Raw genomic sequence first — 14556 nt, 5'->3', positions numbered from 1 at the left:
AAGGGTATACAAATCATCATGTGTTTGCGCATATCTTGCCTTGATTCCCGGGAAACCGGAATGGACCGGTAGCTCCCCTGCTTGCTTCCCGGCTAAGCGACGGAAAGGATCAAAATCTCTTCGCCCCGCCAGGGAAGCCGATCCCCGGCGACGCGGCCTTTCAAGGCCTGCCCCAAAGGGCTCGCCAGCGATAGGGTCCGGATGATCGCCCCATCCGCTTCCACGTCGCCCAGGCTGATCCCCACCAACAGCCAGCCCTGGGAGGTTTCCACCAGGCTTCCAAAGCCGCAGCTAGCCTTCGTTGGCGCCACCGCTACTCGTTCCAGGTTCGCCAACGCGGCGTCCGCCTCGGCCAGGTTGACTTCCATTAGGCGGCGGGATTGGGCGATCATCTCCCGGGCGGTTTCATACTTGTCCCCGGCGCTGCTTTTGGTTTCCCGGGCGGAAGCCTCGTCCAGGTTCGACATTTCGCGGCGGTAGCCCGCTTGGCGGGAGAGAAGCATCGCGCGGCACTGGGCCAGGGCGTGGGATCTGTCGGGCGGCATCGCCTGAAACATAGTTCCGATTCGGCCCCATTTCTCCGGCGCCCGGAGTTTCGATGAAAAGCGCCTCGCGTGGCGCGCGGGAACGCTTATCCCAGCTTTTCCAGGCAGAACAGGGTCATGTCATCGTATTGCGGATTAGCCTGGGTATGGATGCGAACGTCCGCCAGTACCGCGTCGATGAGCCGGGACGGCGCCAGATCACGGCTCGCCTGCAATATGGAGTACAGCCGTTCCTTACCGTAGGGCCGTCCTTCGGCGTCCTTGGCCTCGTCCACCCCGTCCGTATACGCGACGAATCGATCACCAGGATTCAGGGTTATTCGTACTTCCTCCGCCTGGCTCCGGAATTCCCCGTCGGGAACCAGCCCCAAGGCAATGCCCTGGGAAGCGATGCCGCGGGACCCGGGCATGCCGGGACCGGAAGCCACCAACCAGGGATGGCCCGCGCGGGTGAAGTTGAGGGCGTCGCCTCGCGCCGAAACCACCAGGCAAAGGCAGGTGATAAAGGATTTTTCGCGCTGCAGTTCGGGCCCCATCAGGCTGTTCACGGCCGCGAGCAATTCCTTGCTGGACTCCTGACGCCTACCCTCGGCCCTTACGCAACTGCGCAAGGTCGTCATGACCAGGGCGGCGGGGATGCCTTTACCGCACACGTCGGCGACGACGATGATCCAATCACCGTTCTCGTTGCGGAAGTAATCCAGGTAGTCGCCGCCGATCTCCCGGGCCGGCAGGCATACCCCGGCAAGGGCGATTCCGGGAATAACGGGCGGGTCCGGAATATAATTCCCTTGGATCTTACGGGCCATCTGCAGCTCGATCTCGATCCGGGCGCGCTCTCCCTGGGATTCATGGAGCTCGGCGTTGTCCAAGGCCGTGGCGGCATGAACGGATAACGCCCCGAGCAAAGGCAAATCGGCGGCTATGCCCGGCTCCCATCCGACGGGCAGCAGAATCTGGACGCCGCCCAGGAGGCCTGCGCCGTTGCGGAAGGGAATCCAAAGATATCCGGAAAATTTCGGGAACGCCTTCATGAGTACGGGATCCAGGGCGCCGAATGCGATGCTACGGCTGTCCTCCGCTAGGTTCGGGGCCAGTAAGACCCCGATGGCTTTCAGGACCTTGAGCGGGACCCCGGCTTGCCGAGCGTACCGGATGCCCTTCCCGTCCCTGATGACCAGGTTAATGGGTGATCCCGGAAAAAGGCCCGAGAACGTGGCCAGGATCGCCTCCAGGACCTCCTCGCGGTTCAAGAGGTGCGCGAAAGAGCGGCTTTTCTCGTTCAGGAAGTCCAGTTGGTTGATGCGGACCTGCATTTCGGCGTTGGCGCGCTGAAGCTCGGCGGTGCGCTCCCGGACCATCCCTTCCAGGACCATGTTAGTCCGCTGCAGGACTGTCTCCGCTTTCTTGAGGGGCGTGATATCCTTGAAGATACCGACGATGAAGGGGTTCCCGCGCGGGTCGACGTATAACTGCTTGCGGGTTAGAAGGGTTCGATGAGTGCCTCCGGGGGGCGTGAGGGACTCTTCGTTGATATCTTCTATCCCGGTGTGGAAAACCTGCTCGTCGCGGGCCCAGAAGACGTCGGCTTCCTCCTTGGGGAAGAAATCATGGTCCGTGCAGCCGAGCATCTTCTCCCTGGATTTGCCGATGGCCCGGCAGCTGGCATCGTTCAGCATCACGAGCCGGTGCCGGCGGTCCTTGACGAAAATGGGATCGCCGATGAGGTTGAACGCATTCTCGAAAATGTTGTCGGGCAATTCCATCACGGGCTTCTGGGTTCACATCCGACGCTTGCGCGTTCATCGCTTCCGGGCGATCCACCCGGCACTAGTTATCGTAATCCGCGGCGGCGGATACCGGGTCTGATTTCCGGCACCAATTTCACAAACCCTAAAACGCGCACGCCCGAGTTTTTTCGGTGCTTGGAGTTCCTGGAGTGGCGGCCGTTCTTCCTGCGGCACACGTATTTACCCGGACAGCATATTCCGATTTATTGCGAGAAATCGCCGCTAATAAGGGTAGGAATAGAAAAAGGGCTTTCTTTTATTTATCCTCTCACCCATGTCAGACCAACTCCTCCTCGCCACGAAGAAGGGCACCCTCATCATCGACCGCAAGAGCGGCCGCTGGACGTTACGCCCGATCGCCCAACCCGGCATGGCGGTCAGTTACGCCGCCCGTGATCCGCGCGACGGAACGCTCTGGGCCTGCATGGACAACGCCCACTGGGGACCGGCGCTGATGCGCTCCCGCGATGGCGGCGCCACTTGGCAGGACGCCAGCCGCGTGGTCTACCCCAAGGGCGCGCGCTACATCGAACAGCTCATCCCGGACCCCAAGGCGATGGAGGATGCGGGCAAGCCGATCGCTTACAAGCAGGCCGCGCTCATGAAGATCTGGTCGCTCGGCTTCGCCGGCAAGGACCAGCCGGGGGTGATCCACGCCGGCACCTTGCCCGGCGGCCTATTTACCACCCGCGACGGCGGCGAGAGCTGGGAGCTCAATCGACCGCTGTGGAACCACGAGAGCCGCGGCGGCGATCTGTTTGCCGGCGGGGCGACCAGCAAGAACCAGTGGGGCGGCACGCCCGCGGCGATGGCGTACGGCGAGTTCGCGCCCGGCATCCACTCGGTGGTCGTCGATCCACGCGACTCGGACCACTTTTACGTGGCTATCAGCTGCGCCGGGGTGCTGGAGACGCGCGATGGCGGTAAGAGCTGGGCGGGGTGCAATCGCGGCATGCTGAACGATTACTTGCCCAACCCGGAAGCGGAGTGGGGGCACGACCCGCACCTGGTTACCCTGTGCCCGTCGCGGCCGGACCGGCTCTGGCAGCAGAACCATACCGGTATCTTCACCAGCGAAGATGGCGCGCGGAGTTGGAAGCGGGTGAGCCAAAAGGACGTGGGCGCGCACTTCGGTTTCCCCATCGCCGCCGACGACAAGGATCCCGGGACCGCCTGGGTGGTGCCGCTGCGCAGCGATCAGGAGCGCATGAATCTAGGCGACGGGCTGTCCGTCGCCCGTACCAGCGATGGCGGCGCCAGTTGGCAGAGCTTCCGCGAGGGGCTTCCGCAGGAGAATTGCTACGACGTGATCTATCGCCACGCGCTCGATGCCAGCGGGGATCGGGTCTGTTTCGGGACCACCACCGGAAACCTCTACATCTCCGAAGACCGCGGTGAAACCTGGCGTTGCATCGGTAACAATCTGCCCCCGATCCATTCGGTGCGCTTCGCCTGATGCCGCGAGTCAGTTTCACCCGGCACCTGCAGACCTTCTTCCCGGCGCTGAAGATGGGGGAGGAGGTGCCGGGCGCGACCGTACGCGAGGTGATAGCCGAATTGGAGAAGCGTTATCCGGGCTTCGCCTTGTACGTGGGCGACGAGACCGGGCGCCTGCGCAGGCACGTGCACGTCTTCGTGGGCGATGAGCCCATCTGCGATCGCGAGGCCCTGAGCGACGCGCTTTCGCCGAGCCAGGAAATATTCATCTTGCAGGCATTGTCAGGGGGTTGAGGATGCCGGGCCCGGCCCGGACCGGTCCGGAGCGCCCCAGCCGCCGCCTCCCGGCGTCTCGATGAGCAACCTCTCGCCGGCCGCAGCCCGATAGGCCGCCGCCCCCGGCGATTCCACCGCCGACCCGTCCGTCATCAAACGCAGGTTCCGGCCCATGGCCCCGGCTTCCCCGCCCGCGAGGCCGAAGGGCGCCAACCCACGCCGCTGGGTGAGCAAAGAAACTTCCACCGGCTTCAGAAACCGATATTCCCGGATCACTCCGTCTCCGCCCCGCCATTGCCCCTTGCCTCCCGATCCCTTCCGGATCGCGAAACGCTCCAACCTCACGGGATAACGCGTCTCTAACACCTCCGGATCGGTGATGCGGGTATTCGTCATATGGGTGTGCACGGCGCTCGGCCCGTCCCCGCCTGGCCGATATCCCGTATCGCCCGGGTTACCCTGCGGGCCCACCGCCCCCGCGCCGCCCGCCAAGGTCTCGTAATACCCGAAGGAACCGTCCCCGAAGCTGACGTTGTTCATCGTCCCTTGGCTGGCCGCCGCCAATCCCAGGGCCCCTAGCAGCACGTCCACCACGCGTTGCGAGGTCTCCACGTTCCCGCCCGCCACCGCGCGGTCCGGGGAAGGATTCAGGATGCTGCCTTCCGGGATCAGGATGCGCACCGGATCCAGGCAGCCTTCGTTCATGGGGATGCGTTCCGCCACCAGGCAGCGGAGCACGTACATCACCGCCGAACGCACCACCGCCGGCGGCGCGTTGAGGTTGCCCTCGCTTTCCGGTCCCGTGCTCGCGAAGTCCACCACGGCCCCGTCCCCGTCCAGGGTCACGGCCACGCGGATAGGAGTACCATCGTCCATGGCGTCCGCGAAGGAGCGAACCCCTTGCGGCAGGCGCGCCAGCGCCCGGCGCACCTGGTAAGCGGCGTTCTCGCGCAACAAACCCATTTGCTTGCGCACCCGCTTCCGACCATGTTCGGCGATCAAGTCCAGCAACAAGCGCGCGCCCGCGCGGTTGGACGCGACCTGGGCTTCGAGATCGGCCAGGTTTTCGCTAGGATTGCGGGCCGGCAGCGGCCCCTGCTCGAACAGCTTCCGGATGCCGTCCGCGCGGATGCGATCGCCTTCGACGAGGAGTTCGGCGTCCAATAGTACGCCTTCTTCTTCGAGACGGGAGGAAAAGGCGGGCATCGATCCCGGCGTGGTCCCGCCGACATCGGCGTGATGGGCGCGGTTCGCCGTGAAGAATGCGGGCTCCGCATCGGCCGGGTCGAGGAAAACCGGCGTAACCACGGTGATGTCCGGCAAATGCGATCCGCCCCGGTAGGGGTTATTGGTGACGTAGGCATCGCCGGGGCGCGGCCGGGGATGCCGGCGCAGCACGTGGCGTACGCTCTCGCCCATCGCGCCCAGATGCACGGGGATATGCGGGGCGTTGGCGATCAGATTCCCGCCGGCATCGAAGACGGCGCAGGAGAAGTCCAGGCGCTCCTTTACGTTGGTCGAGATCGCGGTGCGCTGCAAAACCGTTCCCATTTGCCCGGCGATAGACATGAACGCGTGGTTGAACAATTCCAGCAGGGCGGTTCCGGCGGGATCCACGCGCTTACCGGCGCCTTCGATAGGTTCCAATCTCAGCAAGCCTTCCGGGCCCGCGATGGCCTGGAAGTCATCTTCGAGTACGACCGTGGAGACGCGATCCAGGATCAAGGCCGGCCCGGCGATCGGGACGCCCGCAGCCAGATCCTCGCGACGGAAGACGGGCGCTTCCGTCCGGCCCTGACGGCCGTACAGGACCGTATGGCGCACGGGGCGGGGAAGCGGGCCGGCTGATGCGGATCCGCCTTGGCGGGCCTGCCCGGAGCCGGCCTGGCCTTGCGGTTGGGCAGCCGGTACGGGCCATTCCGCCTCCGCTGCGCCCAGGCTTTCCACCCGGGCCTGGAGGATCTCCACCTTTCTTCCCGGACGCTCATACCCGTACAAGTCCCGGTGCTCCGCTTCGAAGGCGGTCCGCCAATCGTCCCCGGTCGGCCTCACGATGGAAAGGGCGTGTTCGGTCCCGGCGTAGCGGAGATCCAACCGTCTCTTATGAGTTACCGTAGCGGGAGGGTTACCCTGTGCTAACAGGGCGGCGAACCCGCGGGATTCCAAATCGGCGAAAACCGTTTCCAAGGCATGCAGGGAATCCGCATCCAGGGGCAGGCGGTCCACCGGCGCCGAACTCTCCCAGAGGGTCTCGGCCAGCCCCATCCCCAGCGCCGAAAGCACGCCTGCCAGGGGGTGGATCAGGATCGCGCGGATTCCCAACAAGCGGGCCACCGCGCAGGCATGTTGCCCTCCCGCCCCGCCGAAGACGACTAAAGCGTGTTCAGCCGGTTCGTGCCCCCGCGAAAGGGAGATCTCCTTGATGGCCTGGGCCATCTGGCGATCCACGATCTCCAGGAAGCCCATAGCCAATTCAGCCGCCGTCACGGCGCCACCGCCCTCCGACTCCCAGCTTCGCTTAAGCTCTTCCAGCTTCCGCTCCACCGGCGCGCGATGCAAAGGAAAGGGAAAATAGTCCTCCGCCAACCGGCCAAGGAAAAGATTCACGTCCGTTACGGTCAGGTCGGCGCTTCCGGAGGCCGACCCATTGCCTTCGCTCTCGCTTGTTTCGTCGCCCATGCCGTCGCGATGGCCGCGCTTTTTCCCGTAGCACAAGGGGCCCGGATCGGATCCGGCGCTTTCCGGCCCGACGGTCAGGCGCCCCGGCGCCAGGCGGCAGAGCGAGCCTCCGCCCGCCGCCACGGTATGGATGTCCAGCGAAGGCGCGCGAATGCGCATTCCGCCGGTGGTGGCGGCGTAAGCCTTGCCCCATTCGCCTCCCGCATGCCGCGAGACGTCGGTAGAAGTGCCTCCCATGTCGAACCCGATCGCCCGGGGGTAACCCGCGCGTTGCGCGAGACGGGCGCAAGCCACCACGCCGCCCGCGGGGCCGGACAAGATGGCGTTCTGGCCGCGCAGAAGCTCCGGTTCGCACAGGCCGCCTCCCGATTGCATCAGCAGCAGGGATGAGCCCGGCAAATGCTCCCGAAGCCCCGCGAGATACTCCGCCAGCAGCGGGGTGAGGTAAGCGTCCACCGTGGTGGTGTCTCCGCGCGCGACGAAGCCGATGGAAGGATCGGCCTCATGCGAGCAGGTCACCCTGGCGAATCCCAGCTTGCGCGCGAGCTCGGCGGCCTGGCGTTCGTGCCGGGGGAAGGCGTAACCATGCAGGAAGACGATGGCCAAATCGGCATAACCTTTTTCCAGCAGGCCGCGTAAATCCCCGGCAAGCGTTTCCGGATGCAAGGGTTCGATTTCCCCGCCCCTGGCGTCGAGCCTGCCCCGGGCTTCCACCACTGATGCAGGCGACCGGTGCCATGGGGCCGGAAAGCAATTTGGCCATGCGGACCTCCCCGGAAGGGGACACGCCGAGGCAATCCGTGAAGGTTCCGCCTTGATCCATCCAAAATCGCCAAACGGCGGGACTGGCCTTGGAGTCGATGCGCGAGCCTATCAAAGTAGGGTAAAATCTAATGTAAATTTAGGGGTTCAATGATGTCCCTGCCGAAGCATTCCGTCATCGGGATACCCGAAAGGGTCCTGAGACTCCTACCCCAACCCCACCCCCCCGGGAGTTTCCTCTCCGTTGGTTCCTTGCCCATTCCTGATGGGCAGGATGGACTTGACGCGAGGATGGCGGGTGCTTCGGCTTCGCTCTACGTAACGCGCCGGTAACCGTCGCTCCGGCCGGCCGGCCGGAGCAGAACCCACTTCTAAGTCCGCTTTTCAGGCCGTCCGGGCATCGGAGAGGCACGCATAGCGTTCCCGCAAAGGCGCATACTCCGGATCGGATCGCATGCGCCGGAGGGCCATGGCCCGGAGTTGGCGTACCCGTTCCGCGGAAAGGCTCAGGTCCCGGCCGACTTCCTTCAAGGTGACCGGGTTCTCGTTCCCCAGGCCGTAAGTGCGCTGCAATATCCGCCGTTCCCGCTCGGGCATGGCGGCGAGCATGCGTTCGGTTAGCCCCGACCCTACGGCGAGCTCGGCCTGGACTTCGGGATCGGGGGCGGCGGGATCGGGCAGCAGGTCGGACCATGAGCGGCCGGTGCCGGGATGGGGCGAGTGCAGGGACGCGCAGCCTTGGCTCAATTGGCGTATGACCCGCAAATCCTCTTCTTCGAAACGTCCGTTGCGTTCGGCCTGCAGGGCCTTTCGCAGCCGGAAGTACTGGTTCGCCGGCAAGCGGATGAGATAGCCCTTCTCGTTCAGGGACTTGGTGATATGCGACCGGATCCACCATACCGCGTAGGAGATGAATTTGACGCCGCGTCCGGGATCGAAGGTCTCTACCGCGTGTATGAGGCCAAGCGCGCCTTCGGAAATGAGGTCGGACATGGGCATGGGGCAGGCGCGGTATTCCAGCGCCACCTTCACCACGAAACGCATATTCGCGGCGATCAGGCGTTCGCGCGCCGCGCGGCTCCCCTTGCGGAAGAGATGGAAGAGCTCGGATTCGTCTTCGGCCCGCAATTGCGGGGCCTTCCGGATGTCTTCGAGGTATCGCTTCAGCGATGCGTCGGAGCCGAGGCCGGCCAGAGGCCTAACGGTATCTTTCGCCATGCGGAGGATCTCCCGCCCGACACAGGGCAAAGAGGATGCCAGCGACCTCTCGCCCGCGCGATCCCGAATCGGCCCCGTATGGCGCATCGGCGCGCGCCCAACGCACCAAATCGTTTACGGCTCCGTACCAAAACGTAAATTTCTGGCTCCCCATTTTAATCCGGAGATTAAAACGTGAAGACCATCAGGCTGCTTTCATGGAACGTGAACGGCTTCCGCGCCGCATACAAGAAAGGCTTCATCGACTGGCTGCACAAGGAGTCGCCGGATATCCTCTGCCTCCAAGAGACCAAGGCCGAAGAGATCCAGATCCAAAAGGAGCTCAAGGAAGTGGAGGGCTACCACTGGAACTTCTGCTCATCGAAGGCGAAGAAGGGCTACAGCGGCGTCGCCTTGTTCACGAAGGAGAAGCCGCTCCGGGTGACCGAAGGCTTCGGCAAGGACGCGTTCGACATCGAGGGCCGTACCCTGGTGGCCGAATACCCGGGCTTCGTGCTCTGCAACGTGTATTTCCCGAACGGGAAGACCGGCGACGTGCGCCAGCAATACAAGATGGACTTTTACCGGCATTTCCAGGATTTCACCACGGGACTGCGGAAAAAGGGGAAGAGCGTGATCGTCTGCGGCGACGTGAACACGGCGCATAAGGAGATCGACATCGCCCGGCCCAAGGAGAACTCCGGCATTTCCGGATTCCTCCCCGAAGAAAGGGCGTGGATAGACGGTTTCCTCGCGAGCGGGTTCATCGACTCCTTGCGCATGTTCAACCAGAAGCCGAACCAATATTCCTGGTGGGATATGAAATCCGGGGCGCGCGCGCGCAACGTGGGCTGGCGCATCGATTACTTCTACGTGAGCGAGGATCTGAAGGCGAAGGTGAAGAACGCCTGGATCAGCCCCGAGGTGATGGGTTCCGACCATTGCCCGGTGGGCCTGGAATTGGCGTTGGAATAAAAGACCCCGAGGTTCATTGATCGAAATCGCGGTCAAGGAAGGGTCAAACCATCCTAGATAACTTGGAACCGGAATGGGTCTGGGCGAAAGCGGATCTATATTTTCCCTCCGATTATTCGCTGGCCCCTTCCGACCGTTGGAAGGCGGCAGGAGGAATTCTTGATGGGGAATTTTCCGGACTTCGGATGGGGCGGACAAGCCGCCGGGTCGTTTCCCGGCATCGCCGAGATGGAAATCTACGACACCGTCCACTTGCGCAAGATGGCTCAAAACTATTTTGAAACGGGTCGCGTGGGCGAGGCCATCGACGTTCTCAGGGAAGCCCTGCGGTACGATAACGCGGATCCGGAATTATGGAGCAGCCTGGGATGGGCTTTCATCCACCTGGGACGCTATGCCGAGGCCGTCGATCCCCTCAAGCGCGCGCTCTCGCTAAGGCCCGACGATATCCAATGCATCAAGAGCCTGGGGCTCGCCGCCTTCGCGTTGGGCCGGAAGCAAGCGAGCTTCCAATCCTACCAAATAGCCTTGAACCTCAATCCCCGGGATGAGGAAGCCCTCTTCGGCTTGGGCATCCTGTTCGTCTCCTCAGGCGATCTCAAATCCGCCTATCGCCAGTACGAGCTTTTGGTGGGGATGCCCTCGCCCCTTGCCGAGGATCTTTACTCTAAGATCGTCGAGCGCAACGAACTCCGCATGGGCTGAAGGGCTTGTACCCCCTGTCTCCAAGCTTTTAATTATGTGTAGGCGCCTTCAGGGCGCCGATGGAAGCGGATCTTCAAGCCAATCCATGCCGGTCCGTCTCCAGCGGCCCCTTCATCAGGCGCTATGCATGGAGGATATATGGGCAAAACAGCCAAGATCCTGACCGGCTTGGGCCTCGTGGCCGGCATCTCCTACTTCGGACGCAAACAAATGTCTTCGGAAGAACTCGCCGCGCGTGGCGGCGGCTTTATCGGCTACGTGAAGGGGATGGGAAAGGGATTCTATTACGGCGTTAAGCAGGCCATGCGCTTTGGCCGGGCTTGAGCTGGGCCGGAACCCGACCTAGGTTCTCTTAAATCCGAAGTTCCGGTCAGAAACATCGGTAAAAACCGGTGTTTCTGGCTTTTTTTGCCATATATTGGTTTTAAATTGTCTTGACAACGGTCGTTGTAACGGATAGTTTGATGCCCACAATTAACCTGGAGGTTTCATGTTCAAGATGCTCAGAGTTCCCGCTTTCGCAATCGTAGCGTGCATGGGATTGGCCGCGGCCGCGGCCGAGACCTATAACGTGGATACGGCCCACACGGATATCACCTTCAAGGTGCGCCACATGGGAATCAGCAACGTCACGGGCAAGTTCGAGAAGTTCGGCGGCTCGTTTACCATCGATCCCAAGAACGTGAAGGCGACCACCGGAACCCTGACCATCGACGTGAACAGCATCAGCACCGGCAACCCCAAGCGCGACGCGCATCTCAAGAGCGACGAGTTCTTCGACGCAGCGCATTTTCCGGAAATGAAATTCGTATCCAAGGAAGTGCGCGACATCAACGAGAAGGACTCCACCTGCACGCTCATCGGGGACCTGACCATCCGCGGGACAACGAAGGACGTTGCGCTCAAGATCAAGGGCGGCGGGATCATCAATGATGGCTGGGGCAATGAACGCGCGGCATTCGCCGCCAACGGCAAGATCAACCGCTTCGACTACGGCCTGAAGTGGAGTAAGACCGTGGAGGCGGGCGGCCTGGTGGTCGGCCCCGAGGTGGAATTGAACCTGGCCTTCGAAGGCGTCCGCAAGCTCGCCCCCGACGCGCAGAAGGCGGGCAAGATGGAAGCGAAGCCCGCGAAAGCCCCGGCCAAGTGAATTATCCGACCGAGTAGATGATTATCTACTCGGTTAGATGGATGAGGATGCCCGCGACCAGGCGGATGTCCCGGGAATACCAGGAGCTGATGTCGCCCACCGATTTATCCAGGGCGTTGGTGAAGCCGTGGGAATAGCGGACATCGCCGGTGAGGTAAACGTAGTGTTGCAGCTGAAAGCCGGCTCCCACGCCGATATCCCCGGAAATGGCGAGGTTGGCCGCCTGGTCCTTGAAATCGCTGGTGAAGTCGCCCAGGCTGCCTTTCGTCTTCAGGTTGATCCCGAAGCTGGGGCCGGCGATGGCGTAGGCATGGGCCTTTAAGGCGCCGAATTTGGCTTTCACCAGCACGGGGATTTCCAGATAGTCCAAGTCCCCCTCGGCGCTGGTGATGTTGCCGAAGGCGCCGAAGCTGGCCCCTTTCTGGACGTAGGTAGGCTCGACCAGAAGGCTGAAGGGCTTGGTCACGCCGAATTCGGTGCGCAGGCCGATGGCCAGGCCCGTAAGCCCGTCGGTCTTGCTGTGGTTATCGACGCTGGCATTCGCGAATTCGACGCCGGCGATGGGGCCCGCCCCGAAAGACAGGGCGTGCACGGCAACGGGCGCGGCCAAGCAGGCGGCGGACAACAGCAGAGAGTACGGTATCCGGTTGGAAAGCATTCATTCTCCTTCATTTCGATCTTGTTCCGGTCCCTATGGAACGGGGCCGGGAAGGGATTTCATCCCGCGCGTCGGGATGAACCCTGCCCCGAAAATAGTTAGTATGGGTCCGGACGCCAGGAGGATTTTTGATTCAAGCCCAAGCCGAGAAAAGGGCCGCCGGACGGGCGTTTCCCTTGCCCGCCCGAGAGGAAAGGTTCCTCCTTTACGTACTTGCCGCGATCCAATTCACGCATATCCTGGATTTCATGATCGTGATGCCCATGGGGCCCCGGTTGATGGGCATCTTCGCCATTACGCCGGCGCAGTTCGGGTTCATCGTATCCACCTACACCTTCAGCGCGGCCTTGTTCGGCCTCATCGCCGCCTGGTTCCTCGATCGCTTCGATCGCAAGCGGGCATTGCTCTGGCTCTACGGCGGCTTCGCCATCGGCACCTTGTTGTGCGCGGTGGCACCGAACTATTACGCCATGGTGGCCGCGCGCTTCCTGGCCGGGGGTTTCGGCGGGATATCCGGCGCCACCATCCTGGCGGTGATCGGCGATGCGATTCCGCCCAATCGGCGCGGGGCTGCGATGGGCACGCTCTTCTCGGCCTTTTCCCTGGCTTCCATCGCCGGCGTTCCGCTGGGCCTGTTCCTGGCCAACCGCCTGGGTTGGCATGCGCCCTTCTTCATGCTGGCCGGATTGAGCGCGGTCATCCTGATATTGGCGGCGAAGGTACTGCCGCCGGTGCGCGATCATCTCTCGCGGGAAAAGGACAGCCCTTGGACGGAGATGAAGGCCATCTTGCGGGGCGGCAATCATTGGCTGGCCTTCGGCCTCACCATCACCATGACCATGGCGGGATTCATGGTCATCCCGTACATCAGCCCATCCCTGGTGGACAACGTCGGCCTTACCAACGAGCAATTGCCGCTCATCTACCTGTTCGGCGGATTGGCGACCTTCTTCTCCTCGCGGTGGCTGGGCCGCGTCTCCGATCGGATTGGGCTGCTGCGCGTATTCCTCGTCGTGAGCCTGCTTTGCATGGCGCCTATCCTGGTCCTGACTCGCTTGCCCCGGGTTCCGGTCTGGGCCGCCCTTATCGTCACCACGTGTTTTATGGTCTTCTCTTCGGGCCGTTTCATCCCTGGGATGGCCATGATCACCAACAGCGTGGCGGGGCGTTACCGTGGCGGCTTCATGAGCCTCAATTCGGCGATCCAGCAATTCGCTTCGGGACTGGCCTCCTTGCTGGGGGGCGCCATTATCGTGGAAGGCGCCGAACATCGTTTAGAGCATTATGGGACGGTTGGATTGATTGGGGCGGGATGCGTGCTGGCGAGCCTCGCCTTGGCCTGGCGGCTGCGCTCCGCCGTTTAAAATTCTTAGATCCTTAGACATGCAGCCTTCCCCTCACCGCCTGTGCATCGCCCCCATGATGGAGTGGACGGATCGGCATTGCCGGTTCTTCCTGCGCCTCATCACGCGGCATGCGCGGCTCTATACCGAGATGGTCACCAGCGCGGCCATCATGCACGGGAAGGCGGAACGCCTTTTGGTTTTCGATCCGGCCGAGCATCCCGTGGCCCTGCAATTGGGCGGCAGCGACCCGAAGGATCTGGCGGCCTGCGCGCGCATCGGGGAACGCTTCGGCTACGATGAGATCAATTTGAACGTGGGCTGCCCGAGCGACAAGGTCCAAGAGGGCCGCTTCGGGGCATGCCTGATGGCCGAGCCCGCCCTGGTCGCGCAAGGCGTGCGGGCCATGCGCGACGCGGTCGCGGTGCCGGTCACGGTCAAGACGCGCATCGGCATAGACGAGAAGGATTCCTATGCCGAGTTGGTCCATTTCATCGGTACGGTAGCCGAGGCCGGATGCTCGACCTTCATCATGCATGCGCGCAAGGCCTGGCTGCAAGGCTTGAGCCCGAAGGAAAATCGCGAAGTCCCGCCCTTGCGCTACGATGTGGTACGCCAGCTCCAGTCCGACTTCCCCGCCTTGGAATTCGTCCTCAACGGCGGCATCGTGACGGCGGAGCAGGTGGACGGGCATCTGGCCGAATTCCCCGGCGTCATGTTGGGACGGGCCGCGTACGAAAATCCCTACCTGCTGGCGCAAGCGGATGGCCGCTGGTTCGGCGAGACCGGGGCGATTCCTTCGCGGGTGGATATCGTGGAGGCGTTCCGGCCCTACGTCGCCTCCGAGCTCTCCCGGGGGCAAAGGCTGCACTCCGTGACCCGGCATATCCTGGGGCTATTCCAAGGGGTGCGCGGCGGACGGGCTTGGCGGAGGTATCTCAGCGAAAACGCCTGCAAGCCGGGAGCGGGCTTGGAAGTCCTCGACGGGGCGTTGCAGGCCGTACAGGGCCTGGCCGCCGCCGCGTGAGAAAGCGCCGCC

Annotated in this window: 12 protein-coding genes and 1 pseudogene; 8 read left to right on the top strand and 5 right to left on the bottom strand. The window is 63.0% G+C overall.

Annotated elements, in window-relative coordinates:
* Positions 1-92: 92 nt before the first annotated feature.
* Together JF616_19165 and JF616_19160 are read right to left on the bottom strand one after the other, a co-directional pair.
* Positions 93-545 (bottom strand): hypothetical protein, encoded by a 453-nt coding sequence (locus JF616_19165; GenBank protein ID MBW8889885.1) that lies wholly within the window; start codon positions 543-545, stop codon positions 93-95.
* Between the two features lie 86 nt (positions 546-631).
* On the bottom strand, positions 632-2311 hold the full coding sequence (locus tag JF616_19160) for a SpoIIE family protein phosphatase (GenBank protein MBW8889884.1): 1680 nt from the start codon (positions 2309-2311) through the stop codon (positions 632-634).
* A 298-nt stretch (positions 2312-2609) separates the two neighbouring features.
* On the opposite strand from JF616_19160, the gene JF616_19155 reads away from it, so the two are divergent.
* Positions 2610-3791: a hypothetical protein gene (locus JF616_19155; protein ID MBW8889883.1), complete on the top strand. Its 1182-nt coding sequence runs from the start codon at positions 2610-2612 to the stop codon at positions 3789-3791.
* Positions 3791-4066 (top strand): MoaD/ThiS family protein, encoded by a 276-nt coding sequence (locus JF616_19150; GenBank protein MBW8889882.1) that lies wholly within the window; start codon positions 3791-3793, stop codon positions 4064-4066. The genes JF616_19155 and JF616_19150 overlap by 1 nt, the downstream gene beginning before the upstream one ends.
* On the opposite strand, the pseudogene JF616_19145 reads toward JF616_19150, so the two are convergent.
* Both JF616_19145 and JF616_19140 read right to left on the bottom strand, forming a co-directional pair.
* Positions 4055-7550: pseudogene (locus JF616_19145) on the bottom strand (hydantoinase B/oxoprolinase family protein). The gene JF616_19150 and the pseudogene JF616_19145 overlap by 12 nt on opposite strands.
* 323 nt (positions 7551-7873) lie before the next feature.
* On the bottom strand, positions 7874-8707 hold the full coding sequence (locus JF616_19140; GenBank protein MBW8889881.1) for an RNA polymerase sigma factor RpoD/SigA: 834 nt from the start codon (positions 8705-8707) through the stop codon (positions 7874-7876).
* A gap of 174 nt (positions 8708-8881) precedes the next feature.
* Between JF616_19140 and xth the strand changes: the two genes are divergently transcribed.
* From xth to JF616_19120, 4 genes are all read left to right on the top strand, one after another.
* Positions 8882-9661 (top strand): exodeoxyribonuclease III, encoded by a 780-nt coding sequence (gene xth / locus JF616_19135; GenBank protein MBW8889880.1) that lies wholly within the window; start codon positions 8882-8884, stop codon positions 9659-9661.
* A gap of 162 nt (positions 9662-9823) precedes the next feature.
* The gene (locus JF616_19130; GenBank protein ID MBW8889879.1) at positions 9824-10366 is read left to right on the top strand and encodes a tetratricopeptide repeat protein; all 543 of its coding nucleotides are present in this window, start codon (positions 9824-9826) and stop codon (positions 10364-10366) included.
* A 138-nt stretch (positions 10367-10504) separates the two neighbouring features.
* Positions 10505-10690: a hypothetical protein gene (locus JF616_19125; GenBank protein ID MBW8889878.1), complete on the top strand. Its 186-nt coding sequence runs from the start codon at positions 10505-10507 to the stop codon at positions 10688-10690.
* A 211-nt stretch (positions 10691-10901) separates the two neighbouring features.
* The gene (locus JF616_19120; GenBank protein ID MBW8889877.1) at positions 10902-11516 is read left to right on the top strand and encodes a YceI family protein; all 615 of its coding nucleotides are present in this window, start codon (positions 10902-10904) and stop codon (positions 11514-11516) included.
* 25 nt (positions 11517-11541) lie between these two features.
* On the opposite strand, the gene JF616_19115 is transcribed toward JF616_19120, so the two are convergent.
* On the bottom strand, positions 11542-12174 hold the full coding sequence (locus JF616_19115; GenBank protein MBW8889876.1) for a PorT family protein: 633 nt from the start codon (positions 12172-12174) through the stop codon (positions 11542-11544).
* A gap of 248 nt (positions 12175-12422) precedes the next feature.
* Between JF616_19115 and JF616_19110 the strand changes: the two genes are divergently transcribed.
* The gene (locus JF616_19110; protein ID MBW8889875.1) at positions 12423-13538 is read left to right on the top strand and encodes an MFS transporter; all 1116 of its coding nucleotides are present in this window, start codon (positions 12423-12425) and stop codon (positions 13536-13538) included.
* Positions 13539-13557: 19 nt separating this feature from the next.
* On the top strand, positions 13558-14544 hold the full coding sequence (gene dusA, locus JF616_19105; protein MBW8889874.1) for a tRNA dihydrouridine(20/20a) synthase DusA: 987 nt from the start codon (positions 13558-13560) through the stop codon (positions 14542-14544).
* Positions 14545-14556 lie beyond the last annotated feature (12 nt).

This window comes from Fibrobacterota bacterium, assembly GCA_019509785.1.
Lineage (GTDB): Bacteria > Fibrobacterota > Fibrobacteria > UBA11236 > UBA11236 > Chersky-265.
Note: the sequence above shows the minus strand (reverse complement) of the source record. Positions and strands in the feature narration are given on the sequence as shown.